This is a genomic window from Thermococcus sp. PK, from assembly GCF_000430485.1.
GTDB lineage: Archaea > Methanobacteriota_B > Thermococci > Thermococcales > Thermococcaceae > Thermococcus_A > Thermococcus_A bergensis.
This window is the reverse complement of record NZ_KE387146.1, coordinates 4567-20701: the sequence shown is the minus strand read 5'-3', so window position 1 is coordinate 20701 and position 16135 is coordinate 4567. Positions and strand designations below refer to the sequence as shown.

Sequence of the window (16135 nt, the reverse complement as noted above, 5' to 3'; positions counted from 1 at the left end):
CTAATCAGAAAACCTATATGATTTGAGCAATAATATAGTATAGTGGGATGAAGATGCCAGAAGAACAGGATGTCGAGAAGCTTTCAGAGGAAGTCAAAACTTTAAGAAAGACTCTTAATGAACTTATGACCAGTTTTGAGTTAGTTTCGAGGCTGGCAGAGAACTATCTCAAACTAATGAACATATATGCCCAATATGGAGGCTTAGGAATAGATGTAGTCGTGCCGGAGATAAGACATGACTCCATAGCAAGAGAAATCGTGCGAATTCTCTTTGATTTAAAAACGGCCAATATAAGCCAGATTACCCAAGAATTAAAACGGAGAAGGGGCAAAGCATCAAGGAATACCGTTAGAGAAAAGATTCACCAGTTAATTGACCTCAACGTCGTTGAAGAGGTTGATGGCGAGAAGGGAAAGGCCTATGCCCTCAAAAAGGAAGTGCTCAATAAGTGGTTTGATTTGATCGGAATCCCAATTAAGTTTGACCAGACAGAATAATTATTGAGGTGATTGATATGGAATTTGATGAGAAATTTGGAGAAGAGATTAAGAAAAAAATTGAAGAAGCTACTGAAAGCAAAACAGAGGCAAAGAATTTCATAGAAGAAACGATCAGAGAGCTCACAAAAGAGCTCCGGGAGGCTAAGAGCGAAGAGGACATAGAGATTATCGAAAGGAAGATCGAAATGCTCGAAGACATGCTTAAGGCATATAAAAAGAAGGGAGGAGACCAAGAAGACGTAGAAGAACTCCAGCAGGTTCTTGGAACCGTTTCGGAGCACTTACCAAAGATCATGGACTCAATATTCGGTCCAATAAAAGAACTCTTAAACGATGTTTATGATCCGGAAAAAGCAGAGAAGTTCGGAAAGAATGTGGCAAACTTTTACAAAGAGCTTGTAAGTGCAGGAATGGATCCAGATAAGGCATTTGAACTCACAAAGGAATACATGGAAAGCATGAACGTAATCAAAACCATCGTCGGTGCATTCATGAAGGAAAAGATGGGAAACCTTGAAGGTCTTAAAGAACTTCAGAACCTTGGAAAGAAGAAAAGAAGAAGGGAGATAGAAATTGAGGAAGAGGAGGAATTTGAGGAGGAGCTTTGATGTTTTCGCTCTTTTTTTCATCTCTTCGGTTGCTGATAATAATCCCAAAGGTGCTGTGGAACTTTGCAGGAATGAAACGGACAGTTAAGAGGGCAAGAAGAAAGTTTAAGAAGGCACTAGTTAAGAACGGCCTCCCCGAAGAGCTGGCAGAAGAGCTGGCAAAAGAATATGCTATTTTGGACGAGATAATGAGTTTTGAGAAAATTTTAAAGTCAATCAAGACTTCCTGGCATACTGAGCATAATGTGCCAGTTTTTCCAAAAGTTCGTTGAACCCCTCATATGTGACCAGTGACAGCAGTACCGGTTCTTGCTCAAGTCTTTTCTTGATAATTTCTCTAAGTTCTTCAGCTTTTTCCCTCGGCACGAGGTCTATTTTATTAATAACCACTATTATCGGCTTATCATACCTGAATTTGAGGATATTGTGGAGTTTTTCCATCCCCCTGTGGAGGCCATATTGAGCATCGATCATGTGAATAACTACATCTGCCGAGAGAATTTCATTAAAGAGCTCCTTGAATTTCTCCTCACTCAAAACCTTCCCCCTAAGCTCGTGCTGCGGATCATACAGTCCGGCAGTATCAATTAAGACCAGCTCGTCAGCGCCCCCAAATGGGTTCTTCATTGTTTTGGGAATCTTAACGGTTCCAAAAGCCCTCTTGATGACCCCTTTTGTGGTACCCGGGATAGGCTGTGTTTCAGATATTTTTCTCCCCAAGAGGGCATTCATGAGCGTGGATTTACCAACGTTTTCAGCACCGATAATCGCAACCTTTATCATCTCACACACCCAAATATTTTCACGATAGTGAGGTTATAAGGGTGATGGGAGTGAAGAAAATCAAGCTCGGTCACAACTACTATTACGTTCTCACAATTGACGAGCTCAAAAGCGGCAACTTCAGAGGAAAAAATGTAGTAATAGAAGGGGTTATAGAGGACAAGCCAAAAATAGAGTTCCTGCCTATGGAACTGCCCAGCTACAGGGCAACTTTTCACATTTCTGGCTTAAAAATAGAATTCTCCGGAACTCCCAACATAGGCAGGGGAGAGACCGTTAAAGTTTATGGAAGGTTCCTGGGAGATGGGATAATAGCTAAAGCCATTGAAACAGAAAGAATCCTCTATGTGACGGAGGAATGAAAATGCTAAACCTCTTTGTGGAGGCTGGGAAGCTAAAAAAGCTTCCAAGAATGGGGTGGCTGCTCAGAGGAGTTCAAAATCCAGAGAGCGTTGCAGAGCATGCCTTCAGGGTGGCTTTTATAACCCTCTTTTTAGGGGACGAGCTAAAGAAGAGAGGAGTGGAAATAAACGTTGAGAAGGCACTGAAGATAGCCCTTCTTCACGACCTTGCCGAGGCGAGGATTACCGACCTGCCCCTTGAGGCACAAAAATATGTGGACAAAAAGAAAGCCGAGAGAAAGGCCATGATGGACATCCTCGGCGTTGAAAGGGTTGAGTACTTCAAGCTCTTCCAAGAGTACGAAGAGGAGACAAGCCCGGAAGGAAGGCTCGTCAAGTTTGCAGACAAGCTTGAAATGGTTCTCCAGGCGTGGGAATACAAAAAAGCCGGGTCAAAAGGTCTGGATGAGTTTTGGGGAGCTTTGAAGTATTTGAAGAGGAGTGAATTCTACCCGTATTTTAAGGAGCTTGTTGATGAGCTGGAAAAGCTGAGGTGATTTTATGGCTCTTGAGAAACTTGGAGAAAACCTCTATCTCTACCCCGGGAGCCCTTCAACAATGATAAAAGCCGGGGAAAAAGTTGTTATTGTTGACCCCGGAAACGGGAGCAAAAGACATAAAGAGCTCAGACGGGAGCTGAGAAAAATAAACCTCGAGATTGATTACATTCTCTCAACCCATGGACATGCAGACCATATTGCTGTAGCACCAAAGCTCGAAAAACCCCTATTCATCCACAGATACGAATTCTCAATAGCTGAAAGCCCCCTCAACAGGGAGCTTTTGACGTTTGGCTCAAAGGCACCAAAGGGGTTTTTGGTTTATCAGTTTCCGGAAGAAGTCAAAGCCCATGGGGTTTTTGACTGGGATGATGAGCTCTTTGGGTTGAAAGCGATAGAGCTTTCAGGGCATTCGCCGGGGATGACGGGCTTTCTGGATGAGGAAAACGGCGTTTTATATGCGGGAGACGGCTTTTTTGGTGAGAAGGTTATTCAGTCAGTGGGCTTGCCGTATCTGGTTGAGCCGGAGCTTTTCAAGGAATCCATAAGAAAATTAATCGGCTATGCAGAAGAAGGTATCCTCCTTATCCCCTCCCACGGAAGGGCTGTAAAGGGAGAAGAAGCCCTAAGACTGCTTGAACTCAACATTCAAAGAGTAGAAGAAGGGGAGAGAAAGGTTCTAGAGCTGTTAAAAGAGCCAAAGAGTATAAGTGAGCTCAGCTATGCGCTCGCAAAGGAGTTCGAAGCAAAAATAACCCCTCAGGTACTAGCTTTGAACCAAGTCCCGGTAAGGGCAATCATCGCGGAGCTCTACAACAGAGACTTGATAGAGGCAGTCATAGAAAACGACCTTAAGTGGAAAGCTAAGGATTAGAGCCATTTCCAGAACAGAGATAATAGTATGGACAGAACTTACATGTGTAGTCCCTCCACCCCTCTGGGGGGATGCCTTTTTCATAATGTTTTTTTATCAGGTAGAACTGCTTTACGGTCTCTTTGAAAAGCTTCTCGTCATAGGGTACCTCAAAAGCCTTAAAGTTCTTACCCTTAACTACTGGAAACCTTGAAAAGTCCACATCCTTCAAAACTCTTTTTGGCTCTTCATGGAGCTTGACGTAATACAAATAGCCGTATTCACTTTCCGCCCACCGCAAATAAACGTTCAGCTGGGCCAGATGGTACTCATAGGGGAGTCTTGGAAGGGAGGTTTTTCCCTTTATCTCTATTGGGAACCGTCTGAATGCATCTATCCTCCCGTGGATTTCAAGCCCTAGACGGGGAGATTTTAACACTATGTGCTTCTCAAGCTCGAACCCGAACCTTTTCTTAAGTATCTCCCCAAGAACATTATGGGTGTTGACCCCTTGCTCAAGCCTTACCCTCACAAATTCGGGCCACTTCTCCTTATACCCCTTAAGACGAAAGTAAACCCTTCGAGGGCACGTCATAGCCTCGCTTGCATAAAACTCAAGCAGCTCGCTCATCCTGGCTCCTCCAAAAGGTGTTTAAAGCGTCAGCTAATACCGACGTCATCATTGAATCAGACTGGGCAAGGCCCATCATCCGCTAACTAAGAGTACTTTCGAAGGTTTAAAACATTTGAGGTAAAAAGAAAAGATTAACTTCTGCTTTTTAAAAGAGAACCCCTCTTTATCGAATAGCTAAGACCATAGGCAGGCCACAAACCGGGGGGCATCGAGTAGTGGTGAAGATTCCTGAGTATTTTCTCTGCTTGTTCCTGGTTCTCAGCAATTACCTTGAGCTTATCTTTCCTAAGCTCCACGGTCCCGTTTGGTAGCTTGAGAACTATCTTGTCTCCGACTACATCCGGCTTGGCCCTCATTAGAAGAGCCTTCAAGTCCCTGTAGGCATCTTCCGTTATTTTCTGCTCAATGATGCCTTCCTTCTTTCTGGATTTTAATATTTTGCTCAACCAAAAACTACTACTCGAGGATTCATCATCCATTGTCAAACCCTACCTCCGGTGAGGTTCTCAAATAATCCTAGGGAATACACCTTTTTAAGCTTTTTCCATCGTTTTTTGCCGAAATTACCATCCAAGAAAAAGAACCTTCACAAACCAAAAAGTTTTAAGGAAGTTCTTGAAGCTTACCTCAGTATGAAAAAGAGAAGAACCCAGCTTATAAAGCCCCGTATAAGGGAGATATTGAGCAAAATCCTCCCTCCCGAGTTAGTTGACCTTCTCCCAAAGCACTGGGTTCAGCTGGGGGATGTTCTAATACTTCCCCTGAGGGATGAGCTTTTGCCGTATAAACACGAGATTGCAAAGGTCTACGCGGAAGTTCTGGGTGTCAAAACAGTCCTGCGGAAAGGAAGGATTGGAGGAGAATTCCGAGAGACCAACTACGAGATAATCTACGGCAATGATCCGATAACAGTTCACAAGGAAAATGGAATTCTCTACAAGTTTGATGCCTCTAAAGTTATGTTCTCCCCTGCAAACGTCAAGGAAAGGGTCAGAATGGCCAGCATTGCAAAGCCGGATGAGCTTGTTGTGGATATGTTTGCCGGAGTGGGACATCTAAGCCTGCCCATAGCAAAGCACTGCGGTGCTAGGGTGATAGCAATCGAAAAGAGCCCTTACACTTTCAGATTCTTAGTTGAGAATATAGAGCTCAACAAAGTCCAGGACAGGATGACAGCCTACAACATCGACAACAGAGAATTCAAAGGAGAGAACATAGCGGATAGGATTTTGATGGGCTATGTTGTTAGAACCCATGAATTCATTCCAAAAGCTTTGGAGATGGCAAAAGATGAAGCGATAATCCACTACCACAACACCGTTCCCGAGAGACTGATGCCGAGAGAGCCCTTTGAGACCTTCCAAAAAATAGCGCGGGAACACGGATACGAGAGCGAGCTTTTGGAGAGCAGAATACTCAAACGCTATGCTCCCGGAGTGTGGCACGTTGTTCTGGACATAAGGGTTTTCAAGAAGTAGGCCTTTCGTAGGTAGCCCAAATGGTATAACAGCCCTTCTCGTCTTCTTTGATTTCTATGGTTTTCAACAGGCTCCCGTATTCTTTAATGAGCTCTTCTACAACCTTTGGAATCTCTTCAAGGAAAGCCTTCCTTTTTACTGTCAGCTGCATGAAACCACCAGGAGCTCAAAAGCGTCAAGTTTTTTAATGCTTTCCCACATCCTCTCTCGGTGAGAAAATGAAATACAGCTGGGAAGAATTTGCGAGGAAAATGGGTATAGAGCCAGAAATTTTGGAAAACAAAGAGGCGAGACTCTTAAAGAAGTTCGTTGATGATTTAATCGTTCCAACTCACTGCCAAGGCTGTCAGGGTTTAGATTTGAGCATAGAGAATCCAGTTCATCATCCCTCTTATGAGCTCACTCCCGCTTGCAACCACGACTGTATATTCTGCTACTCCAATGTAGCCGTAAAGCTCGGAAAAGCTCCAAAACCCGGCTACTACGGGTGGGAGGATCCTTACGCAATCACGGTCTCCCAGTATGGCGAGCCTCTCATGAGTCCAAAAATAGTTGAGGTAAATAGGATGCTCCGTGAGCGCTTCCCCGATGCCAGATTAGACCTTCAAACAAACGGCTCCCTCTTAACGGAAGAGCTATGGGAGAAGCTTGACTTTGATCTGGTGATGATTAGTTTAGATGCCGCAACCAGAGAAAAGCACAAGATGATAACCAACGCAGACACCTTTGACAACGTTGTTAACGCTCTCAGAATAGTTGGGGTAGATAAATCCGTTCGCTCAGTTGTGAGAACCATTTTTATGCCCGGGATAAACGATGAGGATATTCCAAAAATAGCAGAGCTTGCGGCTTCCCTCGGAGTTGACGAGATGATGCTCCAGCCTTTAACCATACACGAACTCAACGAGGAGAGACTTAGAAAGGCAGGTTTGGACTTTGAAAGGGCAGAGAGCATAAAGGAATACCTCAAGGCGGCAATGGAGGCCAAAAAATACATAGACGTTAGGATAAGCGGCTGCCAGCTTGCCATTTATAGAACCATGGACGCACTAACTCTCTTCAGCGCAAGAAGAATAGGAAGGGACGTGGCACCGATAGTAAAGAGAAAGAAGCTTCAGCTCGAAGAGCCTTAAGAAATGTGGTGAGCAAAAATGCTCAAATGTTCCCTCTGCATAAATGACGAAAGAACAGCGAAGATAAAAATCGTCGATGGAAGGTCGTTATGCAAAGAGTGCCTCAATTACTTAGCTCACAAGCCGGATAAAGAGAAGATAAGGGCGGAGCTTGAAGAGCTTATGAAAAAAGTGGACAAAGCCATAGTGGCTTTCTCAGGTGGAAAAGACAGCACAGTTGCCCTTTACCTCGCAAAGGAGAAGTATGGCGTCGATGTTGAAGCTGTAATGGTCGACCACGGCTTTATGGCCAAGGAAGCAGTAGAAAATGCAAAGAGGATAGCAGAATACCTCAATGTCCCCTTGACTATTCTCCGCTATGACTACTCCGACATCTTTAAAGAAGCCCTCCTTAAAGGCAAATCCCCGTGCAAAAAGTGCTCTTCAAGAACCATGGAGAAGCTTAGAAAGTACGCCCTAAGGAATGGAATCAAGTACATAATAACCGGACATGAACTGCCCTTTGGCCACCACCCCTACAGGCTTATGAGCGGAGGAATAGTTCAAATCCGGCTGCTGAGCCTTATGAGTGAGGAAGAGAGGTTTGAGATTCTCAGAGAATTGCCCTTTAAACTCCCAGAGCTTGCCGGCTATACAACGAACTGCCTGATTCTGGGCCCGGCGCTCAAGAGGTATTACGAGAGACACGGCTACAGCTTTGAGACGAGAAGGATTGCGGCCCTGGTGAGGTATGGGCTAATTAACAAAGAGAAAGCCCTGAAGAAGGTCGGCAAGCCAGAAATTCCCGAAGAACTTGAAAAAGAAGTTCTGGAAAAACTTGGGTTGATAGAAAAACTTAATACCAATCAGCCCTAATCAAGTAAGATGGGGAAACCATGAAGGCGGAAGAAGTTGTATGGGGTGTTGTGGCGTTAATAATTCTCTATCTTGCATGGAGAACAGTGGCTCCTCTTCTTTCGGCGATATTTTTTGCTGCTATTCTGGCATATGCAGTGTTGCCAATCCACAACCGCCTATCAAAAAGAATCGACAGTAAAAAATCAGCATTAGTCCTAACAGCTCTGCTAATTGGACTTTCAGCAGTTATTACCGTGGAGCTTGTGCTTGTAATAAAGAACCTAGTAGTCTCGTTTTACGAAGATATTATGGCATTCATTTCATGGAGCTTAACCCTTGAACTGCCCTTTGGTGCTCACGAAGTACTCCAAAAGCTCTACTCCCAGCTTACCCCAAAATTGACCGAATATGCACAGAACTATGCGTTCTCAATACCCAAGTACCTCCTTCAGCTGGTGGTTTTCTTAACTATGTTCTATGCCTTTCTTGTAAACTCAGAAGAGATAAAAAGGCTAATGCACTGCCTGATCCCTGGCGGACGTGAAAATTTGGGGGAAAAACTCTTAAAGAGGGCAGACATTACGCTGCAGGCTCTCATAAGAGCGTGGCTTCTACTCAACATTGCTAAAGGAATCTTAATGACTCTTGGCTTCTGGGGGTTCGGCATCACGGACTTTCCAACCGCCCTGCTAGCCGGGCTTTTAACGATACTCTTCAGTTTTATTCCCCTCTTCGAGGGATGGATGATATGGCTCGTTGCGGCTATATACCTATTAAAGCAAGGAGACGTGCTAAAAGCCGTCGCGATTTCCATTTACGGAGCGACACTTGTGTCCCCGCTTCCAGATTTCACAATAAGACCTAAGCTAGTTGCAAAAGAGGCTAAGCTCGATGAGATAATGGTTCTAGTTGGTATGATAGGTGGAGTATGGGCATTCGGAGTTAAGGGGCTTATAATCGGGCCAATAGTGCTTAACTTAGTCTCTGCGTTGTTAAAAGAGTGGAAAAGAATCAAAGCTCAGCAGAGCTGATTATCTTTGCCCCCTTTTCTTCCAGCTCCTTGAGGGCTTTTTCCTCATCTTCAGGGTTTATTCCTTTGACGGCATCTCTAATGAGGTAAACTTCAAAGCCATGCTCCAGGGCATCCAAAGCTGTTGCCCTGACGCAGTATTCCGTGGCAACCCCACAGATGTAAACTCTCTTGACTCCCTTTTCCTTCAGTATTTCTGCCAACCCTGTGCCTTCAAAACCGGAATAGGCCTCCTTGTCAGGCCTGTCCGCTTTTGAGATAATTATTGCATCTTCAGGGAGGCTGACGACTATCTCAGCCCCCTCGGTGTTTTGAACGCAATGCCTCGGCCAAGGCCCACCCTGTTCCTTAAAGCTTATGTGATCCGGAGGATGCCAGTCCCTTGTTGCAATGATAAGGCCCCCTTTCTTCTTGAACTTTTTAATAAGCTCTTCAATCGCCGGAATTACCTTGTCTCCCTCTGGAACCGGAAGGGCTCCGCCGGGCATGAAATCTCTCTGCATGTCAACTATTATCAACGCCTCCATTTTCACACCTCTAGTTTATCCTTAAACTTTGACATATCAATCCCTTTGTCCAGACCATAAAGGTAGGCGATTATTTTCTTGTCTAAATCTCCATACCTTTCAGAAAACTTTTCCAGGTCTTCGAGGACTTCCAGGTGGCTCCACCCGAGTTTTTTGGCAATGTAGTCTACCATCTCACCAAAAACATCTTCTCTCGTTTCCTCTTCTTTAAGAAAGTCCTCCCTAATTATTAGCTTTTCACCTTTTTGCTCGATAATACCTCTTTTTATAGCTTCTTCAATCAAAATTTTAGCTTCGTTATAATCCATGAGACGGAGTTTAAGCACAATGGTTCCTATTAACTCAGGCTTTGAAAATTCGTTCGAACCCTTATAGAGGATTGCATGCCTCAAAGCCTCCACAAATCTCACCAAGGATAAATAGGAACTCAAAAAATAAAAACGTTTGCCAGATTAAGGCTCGCTCATTTGCCCCGGAGGAGCATCTTTCAACAGATGGCCCCATCAAATTTAGATAACGTGAAAGTTTATATTCCGGTGAAGATATACGTACTTTGGTGGTGATAATGGAACAGAGAACCCACCTATTAACTTCCAAAGAGCTTGTTGGAGAGCCTGTAAAAATCGAAGAGGGCTATGCGGAGGTAAAACTCAAGACAAGAGAGGAAATGAAGGTCGATGAATACGGTCTAGTTCACGGTGGCTTTACATTTGGTTTAGCCGATTATGCCGCAATGCTAGCTGTTAACGAGCCCACTGTGGTGCTTGGAAAAGCGGAAGTAAAGTTCACAAAGCCCGTAAAAGTTGGAGACGAACTCCTTGCCAAGGCAAAAGTGGAGGAAGACCAAGGAAAGAAAAAGGTTGTATTTGTTGAGGTATTCAACCAAAACCAAGAAAAAGTTCTTGAGGGCAAATTCTACTGCTATGTGCTGGAAAAGCATGTGCTCCAGTGATTCTTCTCTTCAAAAATTTTATGCTGGACTAAACACAGTGTTAATGTCTGGTATGATGTGACACACTGTCTTGGCTTTATGGAGGCATATCCTAAAAGCAGGAGGCTTATAAATGGGGTTTATTACGAAAGGGCTTGGCTAACCGTGGGGGGTAAGGAATGAAAGAAAAGAAGATTTTTGGAATAAGCTGGAACGTTTTTCTCCTTGGCATTGTCAGCTTTCTCAATGATATGAGCAGCGAAATGATAGCTCCTATAGTACCAACTTACCTGACCGATGTTCTGGGGGTAGGAAAAGCGGCGAGTGGCTCGATAATGGGGCTTATAGAAAGCCTAAGCTCCCTTTTCAAAGTCCTTTTTGGTTATGTGAGCGATGTGTTCAGAAAAAGAAAAATATTTGTCGCCCTTGGGTATCTCCTCTCAACGATCTCAAAGGGGGCTTTGGCGTTTACACGCTCTTGGTGGGACTTTTTAGCTCTTAGAGTTCTGGACAGGGTTGGGAAAGGCATAAGAACCGCCCCCAGAGATGCCCTAATAGCGGAGTCAAGTGAAAAAGGTAAGAGTGGTAAATCTTTCGGTTTTCACAGGATGATGGATACGCTCGGAGCTGTTGCCGGCCCTTTAACGGCTATAGGACTTTTGGCCCTTCTACATGGCTACCCCCTAAAGACCGCATACCGCTACGTTTTCCTGCTTTCAGCATTACCGGGCATTGTGGGAGTTCTCCTTGTGCTGTTGCTGGTAAAAGATAAAGGAGACGAGGTCAAGAAGAAGATAAAGGGAATATCAGCCCTAAAGAGCAAAAACCTCAGAACGTTCTTGGTGGTTGTTGCTTTAGCCGCCCTCGGCAGGTACAGCTATGCGTTTACCTTATGGAAGGCTGAAGAACTCGGCTACAGCGTTCTCCAAGGACTTGGATTTTATGCGGTGTTCAACGCAATCTACGCTCTGATAGCATACCCCATAGGCTATTACTCCGATAGGGTCAGCAAAAAAGCCATCATCACCGCAGGGTTCGGAATTGCAATGATAGCGTCACTTCTTTTTGCATATTCTACAAGCCTGCCGATGCTCCTTCTTGCTTTTGTTTTCTACGGCGTTTACATGGCAATAGAAGACACGGTTCCAAGAGCATATATGGCAGACCTTGCCGGGGAATTTGAAAAGGGAACCGTAATAGGGGCATACCACACGGTCTTTGGGGTTTTTGTTTTCCCCGCCTCTGTGATAGTCGGCTATCTGTGGCAGACATACTCCCTAAAAGTGGGCTTCCTTTATGCCGCCATCATTAATATTGTGGCAATGCTCCTAATGGCTTTCCTTGTCAAAGACTGAGATTTGTCAATTTTCTTTTATTTTTCAAATTTGTTGGAGATATGTCAATATTTAGAGGAAAAGTGCACAATTTTTTGTCAGAAAGACTAAAAAGCTATGAGCAAGAAAAGAAAGTTAGAACGCAGAGGGGCTGAGGATATGAAGAGGATTCTAATCATGGGAACTGGAGGAACTATAGCGAGCGCAAAAACCAATGCCGGATTTAAAAGCGTCCTCACAATAGATGAGATTCTTGAAAAAGCTGACATAAAGCTGAAAAACGGTTATGAAATAGACACGAGGAACATTTTAAATATCGACAGCACCCTTATTCAGCCCGAAGATTGGGAGAGAATAGCAAAAGAAGTATACAAAGCCTTAGACGATTACGATGGAATAGTCATAACACACGGGACTGATACCTTAGCTTATACTGCCTCCATGCTCACTTTTATGATTAGGGGCATTAACAAACCCGTGGTTTTAACTGGTTCAATGCGCCCAGTTACTGAGGAAGAAAGCGACGCCCCAAGAAATCTGAAGGCCGCTATAAGATTTGCAATGGAAGATGTTTCAGGAATTTTTGTGGCTTTTATGGATAAGATAATGCTCGGATGCAGAACTTCTAAAATAAGAGCCCTAGGCTTAAATGCCTTTATGAGCATAAATTATCCTGATGTTGCTTATGTAAAAGGAGAAGAAGTTATTTACAACCTTCCCCAAAAGAGATTCAAACCAAAAGGAGAACCCGTGCTTGATACAAAATACGACCCAAGGGTGGTCTTTATTAGACTCACTCCGGGATTAGATGGAGACGCAATAGATGCCCTCGTAAAAGCTGGATACAGAGGCATAGTGCTCGAAGGTTACGGGGCTGGGGGAATTCCTTATAGAAAGAGAGACATCCTAAGCAAGATAAGGAAAATTACCCCCAAAATCCCAGTAGTTATGACCACACAAGCCCTTTACGATGGGGTTGATCTGACTAAATATGAAGTTGGGAGAAAAGCCCTTGAGGCGGGGATTATTCCAGCAAAGGACATGACAAAGGAAACAACAATAACAAAGCTCATGTGGGCTCTGGGACATACAAAAAACGTTGAAGAAGTGAAAGAGATAATGCACACAAACTACGCCGATGAAATAGAGGGTTAAGCTTTTTCGAGCTTTTCGACCATCTCTTCAGTTATCGTAAGGGGCTTCTCAACTTCATAAATGTCATTAAGCTCCCAAATGACTTCTCCTTTGTTTATGGCTTTAACATAGCGCTCCGCAAGTTCTTTTGCCTTTTCAAAAGAATCAGCCTCAACGATTCTCCTTACGTACCATTTCATTTCCCCATACCTAAGTTTGAACTCCGCCATGTACATGGTTACCACCAAATAAAAATTGGAGTGTGGGTATAAAAGGTTTAACTTCTCTTCAGCTTTACAACCTGCTTTGCGAACTCCTCAAGAACTTCCTTTCTCTTGCCCTCAAAGAATTTTATTGAACCTGCAAAGCTGTGGCCGCCGCCCTCAATCCCAGCATCAGGGAGCTTTTCTTGAAGTACTTTTATTATCTCGTTGAGATCAAAGTTGTACGCCTGCATTCCATCGCTTGCCCTAACAACCGCAAAATCTGGACCGTAAGCGAGGGTTAGAATTGGAGAATCTTCTCCATACTGCTCCTTGAAGTAATCATGGATCAGCCCGCTGAGCTTTCCCGGAGACGGATACTCAAACTTTGGAGCATATAGCTCTACATCGATAGTGTTGAATCTTATTCCATTTGGCAATACAATGCTCTTAACATGAGGCAGAGATGCCTTGAGGGCTTTCTCCTGCTTAGCCTTTACCTCTGGGTAGATTGAGTCCACTAGCTTCCTATGCCTCTGCAGGTTGCCAGTGAGGAGAAGGATCTCATCTATAATGCCATGTCCATCCATGAACTTCCAGTAGTAGGCTTCGTGGTCAATTACCTCTGCTATTTTCTTCAAATCCTCTTCTTCAAGACCTTTGCTTTCTTTGGCTATCTTGAGGTACTGCTGAAACTCTGGAGCGTCGCTTCTATCCCCAGTTCCGGCTATGGCCGGGAGGTGCTTTATTTTATCCTCAACTTGTGGGTAGATAAAGCGCGCTATTTCAGTTGCGAGCATTCCCGCCGTTAGCTCATAGTAGCCCCTCTTTACTAGGTGAGGATTAACGTGTACGTCAACGTATTCATCCACCGCAGCCTTGTCCTCGCTTATGAAGTCTCTCGGATCGTGATGATCAATAACAACTATTGGGACCCCGTAGGCTTTTATACGCCTGTAAGCCGGAATATCTTCAGTTGTGCCTCCGTTATCGACTATCACAAGGAGCGGGAGCGGATCTCCAAAGCGCTCGTGATCTTCTATCATAAAGATTATATCCTTAAGGACATCCTCAAGCTCATAAAACGGGGCTCTGCTCGGCCTTCTCTTAAAGAACTTCCATTTTGCCTGGGGATCTGGAGAAATCTCTTCCAATAGTGGCACTATAGCGTATTCAAGAGCCAAACCAGCTGTATAGCCATCCGTATCTGCGTGGTGTCTCACAATTATAGGCCTTCCTTCGAATATTGCCTTCCTTATTATGAATGCAGCTTTCATGATCTTCGGCTTGAGCTTCTCCAGAACTTCGCTTTCAACAAGGAAACCAACATCCTCGGGCTGTGCCCTCTTGTTGAGCTCTTCCTCTATCTTCTTCTTAACCTCCGCAGCATCTGGACCCCATAGACGGGACATATCGCTTATTTCTATCTGAATCTCTCCCGCATGGAATGAAACCTTCCCAATTACTTCCACTATATCCCCAACTTCGATGTTAGGATAAGCCCTAACGCCGGGGGCATCAAAGGCAGCTGCCCAAGTTATGCCCGTGCCATCGGTTATCGTGAAGACAGTTGGGCCTCCAGTCACCTGTATTTGAGTTACCTTACCCCTGATTCTCACAGTCTTTCCTGCCATTTCTTGGGTCAACGCCCCAATATCCGTAACCGGAAGCTCCTTCTTAACAACCACTTCTTTGTACTGTCTCAAAGCAGACTCTATGAGGTCTATTTCCTTCTTCTCAGGCCTGACATCTAAAACCTGAACAAGAATTTCTTCCCCAGGAGTGTATTCCCTCTTCCCAAGGAGGTCTTTCCTTTTTATTAATCCCACTACATGGGGGTTAAGCCTTACAAACACTCCAAAGCGCTCTACCCTGTCGATAACACCCTTGTAAACCTTCCCTATCTCTACGTCCTCATAGTCACAGGTCTTGTCAAGAACGTAAACCACCTTGTACTTCCTTTCACACTCTGGGCACACCCATGAGGTCTCCATCCCAGGTTCCCAAGGCTCCTTAATCTTTCCACAAATGTCACAAGCTAACACTCTCCCGGTTCCTCCACAGGTTGGACAGGTATCATAAACAGGAACAACTCCTTTTCCGTGGCACTCTGGACAAGGAATCTCTTCTACCTCCTCTTCAACTCCAAAATAATCCAAATTCCTGTAGCCTTTAAGCTTGTCCCCCAATTTAAAGTCCGCCGGAACATAGCCCCAACCGTTACACACCTCACATTCCTTCTCGCCACTTTTTACTTTCCCGCTTCCATGACACTCGGGACAATCCTTCACCGCCATCTCTCACACCTCTCACAAAAGTAGACTATTCAATGAGACTAAGGCAAGCTTATAACTCTTTCTTTTATTCCTCTTTTGAGAAAAGTATCCAGAAAGCTATCATAGAGAAACCGTACAGGATTCCGGTTATGAAGAACGGCATTACAAGGGATAAATCAAAAATTTTCCCACCTATAAGTTGACCTATGCCGAAGGTGGTCGTCCATGAGAAATTTCTTAATGCTACAGCAGTCGCTCTTTCCTCTTTAGTGAAAAAGCGCATCATAAAGGAATCCCATATTGGGTTGACGATATTCATGAGTATAGTTCTAAACCCTAGTTCCCATTAGATCGTTAGAGTTATAAGCACTTAAGTCTTTTGGTTGATTGGTGGTTGTATTGAGCTTTCAAAGGAAAATCCTGATCATAAAATCCGAAATCTAATCCGATAATCAGCAAACACTACCCGAAAAACACTCACAGGGAAATAATCAACCTCTACGACCTGATAACCTTCGCAATACTAGCACACTTGCACTTTAACGGAGTTTTACAAGCACGCTTACAGAGTCCTAATCGAAGAAATGAAGCTGTTCCCCAAAATCAGGTACAACAAACTAACAGAACGCTTGAACAGGCACGAAAAAATCCTAGCTCCTAGCGCAGGAAGAATTATTCAAAAAACACGACCAGAGAATACGTTAGAATACTGGACTCAAAGCCCATTCAGACCAAGGAGTTGGCCAGAAAAAACTGGAAGGATAAGGAGGGTTCTTCAGAAGTCATCTCTGAAAAGCCCGCAGTTGGGTTTGTTCCCTCTGAAAAAAGTTTTCTATGGGTACAAGCTGACCTGTTACTCTGATGGAAATTTGCTGGCTTTACTGTCTGTTGATCCGGCGAATAAGCATGATGTGAGTGTTGTCCGGGAAAAGTTCTGGGTGATTGTTGAGGAGTTTTCTGGTCTGTTTTC

Annotated in this window: 22 protein-coding genes and 1 pseudogene; 14 read left to right on the top strand and 9 right to left on the bottom strand. The window is 44.3% G+C overall.

Translation table 11 applies throughout. From position 1 onward, the window contains the following. The first annotated feature begins 53 nt into the window (after nucleotides 1-53). From THEPK_RS01350 to THEPK_RS12450, 3 genes are read left to right on the top strand one after another with little or no spacing between them, the layout of a single operon-like run. A complete protein-coding gene (locus THEPK_RS01350) occupies nucleotides 54-500 on the top strand; it encodes a hypothetical protein (RefSeq protein ID WP_042697411.1) in 447 nt (148 codons plus the stop codon). Nucleotides 501-517: 17 nt separating this feature from the next. Next, nucleotides 518-1111 carry a hypothetical protein gene (locus tag THEPK_RS01345; protein WP_042697409.1) on the top strand — a complete coding sequence of 198 codons (594 nt, stop codon included), beginning with the start codon at nucleotides 518-520 and terminating at the stop codon, nucleotides 1109-1111. After that, a complete protein-coding gene (locus tag THEPK_RS12450; protein ID WP_152880675.1) occupies nucleotides 1111-1383 on the top strand; it encodes a hypothetical protein in 273 nt (90 codons plus the stop codon). The genes THEPK_RS01345 and THEPK_RS12450 overlap by 1 nt, the downstream gene beginning before the upstream one ends. Here THEPK_RS12450 and THEPK_RS01340 read toward each other — a convergent pair. Further along, nucleotides 1328-1894: an Era-like GTP-binding protein gene (locus THEPK_RS01340; protein ID WP_042697407.1), complete on the bottom strand. Its 567-nt coding sequence runs from the start codon at nucleotides 1892-1894 to the stop codon at nucleotides 1328-1330. The genes THEPK_RS12450 and THEPK_RS01340 overlap by 56 nt on opposite strands. Nucleotides 1895-1944: 50 nt before the next feature. Here THEPK_RS01340 and THEPK_RS01335 point away from each other — a divergent pair, with 50 nt between their 5' ends. Genes THEPK_RS01335 through THEPK_RS01325 form a run of 3 tightly spaced genes read left to right on the top strand, consistent with a single transcriptional unit; the run spans nucleotide 1945 to nucleotide 3669 of the window. Then, a complete protein-coding gene (locus THEPK_RS01335; protein ID WP_394296063.1) occupies nucleotides 1945-2256 on the top strand; it encodes a GTP-binding protein in 312 nt (103 codons plus the stop codon). 2 nt (nucleotides 2257-2258) lie between these two features. Continuing rightward, a complete protein-coding gene (locus THEPK_RS01330) occupies nucleotides 2259-2792 on the top strand; it encodes an HD domain-containing protein (RefSeq protein WP_042697403.1) in 534 nt (177 codons plus the stop codon). 4 nt (nucleotides 2793-2796) lie between these two features. Beyond that, a complete protein-coding gene (locus THEPK_RS01325) occupies nucleotides 2797-3669 on the top strand; it encodes an MBL fold metallo-hydrolase (RefSeq protein WP_042697401.1) in 873 nt (290 codons plus the stop codon). Here THEPK_RS01325 and cas4 read toward each other — a convergent pair. Both cas4 and THEPK_RS01315 read right to left on the bottom strand, forming a co-directional pair. Next, nucleotides 3659-4279, bottom strand: a complete 621-nt coding sequence (gene cas4 / locus THEPK_RS01320; protein WP_042697400.1) for a CRISPR-associated protein Cas4 — start codon at nucleotides 4277-4279, stop codon at nucleotides 3659-3661. The two genes, THEPK_RS01325 and cas4, sit on opposite strands and share 11 nt — an antisense overlap. Before the next feature lie 134 nt (nucleotides 4280-4413). Next, nucleotides 4414-4761: a hypothetical protein gene (locus tag THEPK_RS01315; protein ID WP_042697454.1), complete on the bottom strand. Its 348-nt coding sequence runs from the start codon at nucleotides 4759-4761 to the stop codon at nucleotides 4414-4416. A 153-nt stretch (nucleotides 4762-4914) separates the two neighbouring features. On the opposite strand from THEPK_RS01315, the gene taw2 reads away from it, so the two are divergent. Further along, nucleotides 4915-5760 carry a tRNA(Phe) (4-demethylwyosine(37)-C(7)) aminocarboxypropyltransferase Taw2 gene (gene taw2 / locus THEPK_RS01310; protein WP_042697453.1) on the top strand — a complete coding sequence of 282 codons (846 nt, stop codon included), beginning with the start codon at nucleotides 4915-4917 and terminating at the stop codon, nucleotides 5758-5760. Here the strand turns inward: taw2 and THEPK_RS13315 are convergent. Continuing rightward, a complete protein-coding gene (locus tag THEPK_RS13315; protein WP_172967219.1) occupies nucleotides 5750-5911 on the bottom strand; it encodes a hypothetical protein in 162 nt (53 codons plus the stop codon). The genes taw2 and THEPK_RS13315 overlap by 11 nt on opposite strands. A gap of 67 nt (nucleotides 5912-5978) precedes the next feature. Here THEPK_RS13315 and THEPK_RS01305 point away from each other — a divergent pair, with 67 nt between their 5' ends. Genes THEPK_RS01305 through THEPK_RS01295 form a run of 3 tightly spaced genes read left to right on the top strand, consistent with a single transcriptional unit; the run spans nucleotide 5979 to nucleotide 8761 of the window. Continuing rightward, on the top strand, nucleotides 5979-6893 hold the full coding sequence (locus THEPK_RS01305; RefSeq protein WP_042697397.1) for a radical SAM protein: 915 nt from the start codon (nucleotides 5979-5981) through the stop codon (nucleotides 6891-6893). An 18-nt stretch (nucleotides 6894-6911) separates the two neighbouring features. Continuing rightward, nucleotides 6912-7748 (top strand): 7-cyano-7-deazaguanine synthase, encoded by an 837-nt coding sequence (locus THEPK_RS01300; protein WP_042697395.1) that lies wholly within the window; start codon nucleotides 6912-6914, stop codon nucleotides 7746-7748. A 20-nt stretch (nucleotides 7749-7768) separates the two neighbouring features. After that, a complete protein-coding gene (locus tag THEPK_RS01295) occupies nucleotides 7769-8761 on the top strand; it encodes an AI-2E family transporter (protein ID WP_042697393.1) in 993 nt (330 codons plus the stop codon). On the opposite strand, the gene THEPK_RS01290 is transcribed toward THEPK_RS01295, so the two are convergent. Together THEPK_RS01290 and THEPK_RS01285 are read right to left on the bottom strand one after the other, a co-directional pair. Then, complete coding sequence (locus THEPK_RS01290; protein ID WP_042697390.1) at nucleotides 8742-9287, bottom strand: nicotinamidase; 546 nt, start codon at nucleotides 9285-9287, stop codon at nucleotides 8742-8744. The two genes, THEPK_RS01295 and THEPK_RS01290, sit on opposite strands and share 20 nt — an antisense overlap. 2 nt (nucleotides 9288-9289) lie before the next feature. Further along, nucleotides 9290-9697, bottom strand: coding sequence for a DUF2240 family protein (locus THEPK_RS01285; protein WP_042697387.1), 408 nt, complete (start codon nucleotides 9695-9697; stop codon nucleotides 9290-9292). 155 nt (nucleotides 9698-9852) lie between these two features. Here THEPK_RS01285 and THEPK_RS01280 point away from each other — a divergent pair, with 155 nt between their 5' ends. The 3 genes from THEPK_RS01280 (at nucleotide 9853) to THEPK_RS01270 (ending at nucleotide 12707) form a co-directional block, all read left to right on the top strand. Next, a complete protein-coding gene (locus tag THEPK_RS01280) occupies nucleotides 9853-10239 on the top strand; it encodes a PaaI family thioesterase (protein ID WP_042697385.1) in 387 nt (128 codons plus the stop codon). 158 nt (nucleotides 10240-10397) lie between these two features. Further along, on the top strand, nucleotides 10398-11573 hold the full coding sequence (locus tag THEPK_RS01275) for an MFS transporter (protein WP_042697382.1): 1176 nt from the start codon (nucleotides 10398-10400) through the stop codon (nucleotides 11571-11573). A gap of 138 nt (nucleotides 11574-11711) precedes the next feature. Beyond that, complete coding sequence (locus THEPK_RS01270; RefSeq protein ID WP_042697379.1) at nucleotides 11712-12707, top strand: asparaginase; 996 nt, start codon at nucleotides 11712-11714, stop codon at nucleotides 12705-12707. On the opposite strand, the gene THEPK_RS01265 is transcribed toward THEPK_RS01270, so the two are convergent. The 3 genes from THEPK_RS01265 to THEPK_RS01255 form a co-directional block, all read right to left on the bottom strand. Then, on the bottom strand, nucleotides 12704-12922 hold the full coding sequence (locus THEPK_RS01265) for a hypothetical protein (protein ID WP_042697377.1): 219 nt from the start codon (nucleotides 12920-12922) through the stop codon (nucleotides 12704-12706). The two genes, THEPK_RS01270 and THEPK_RS01265, sit on opposite strands and share 4 nt — an antisense overlap. Before the next feature lie 41 nt (nucleotides 12923-12963). Continuing rightward, the gene (locus THEPK_RS01260) at nucleotides 12964-15186 is read right to left on the bottom strand and encodes a DHH family phosphoesterase (protein ID WP_042697375.1); all 2223 of its coding nucleotides are present in this window, start codon (nucleotides 15184-15186) and stop codon (nucleotides 12964-12966) included. Between the two features lie 64 nt (nucleotides 15187-15250). Next, nucleotides 15251-15484 (bottom strand): hypothetical protein, encoded by a 234-nt coding sequence (locus tag THEPK_RS01255; protein ID WP_394296062.1) that lies wholly within the window; start codon nucleotides 15482-15484, stop codon nucleotides 15251-15253. Between the two features lie 71 nt (nucleotides 15485-15555). On the opposite strand from THEPK_RS01255, the pseudogene THEPK_RS01250 reads away from it, so the two are divergent. Next, nucleotides 15556-16135 (top strand): annotated as a pseudogene (locus THEPK_RS01250) (IS982 family transposase); the annotation flags it as partial.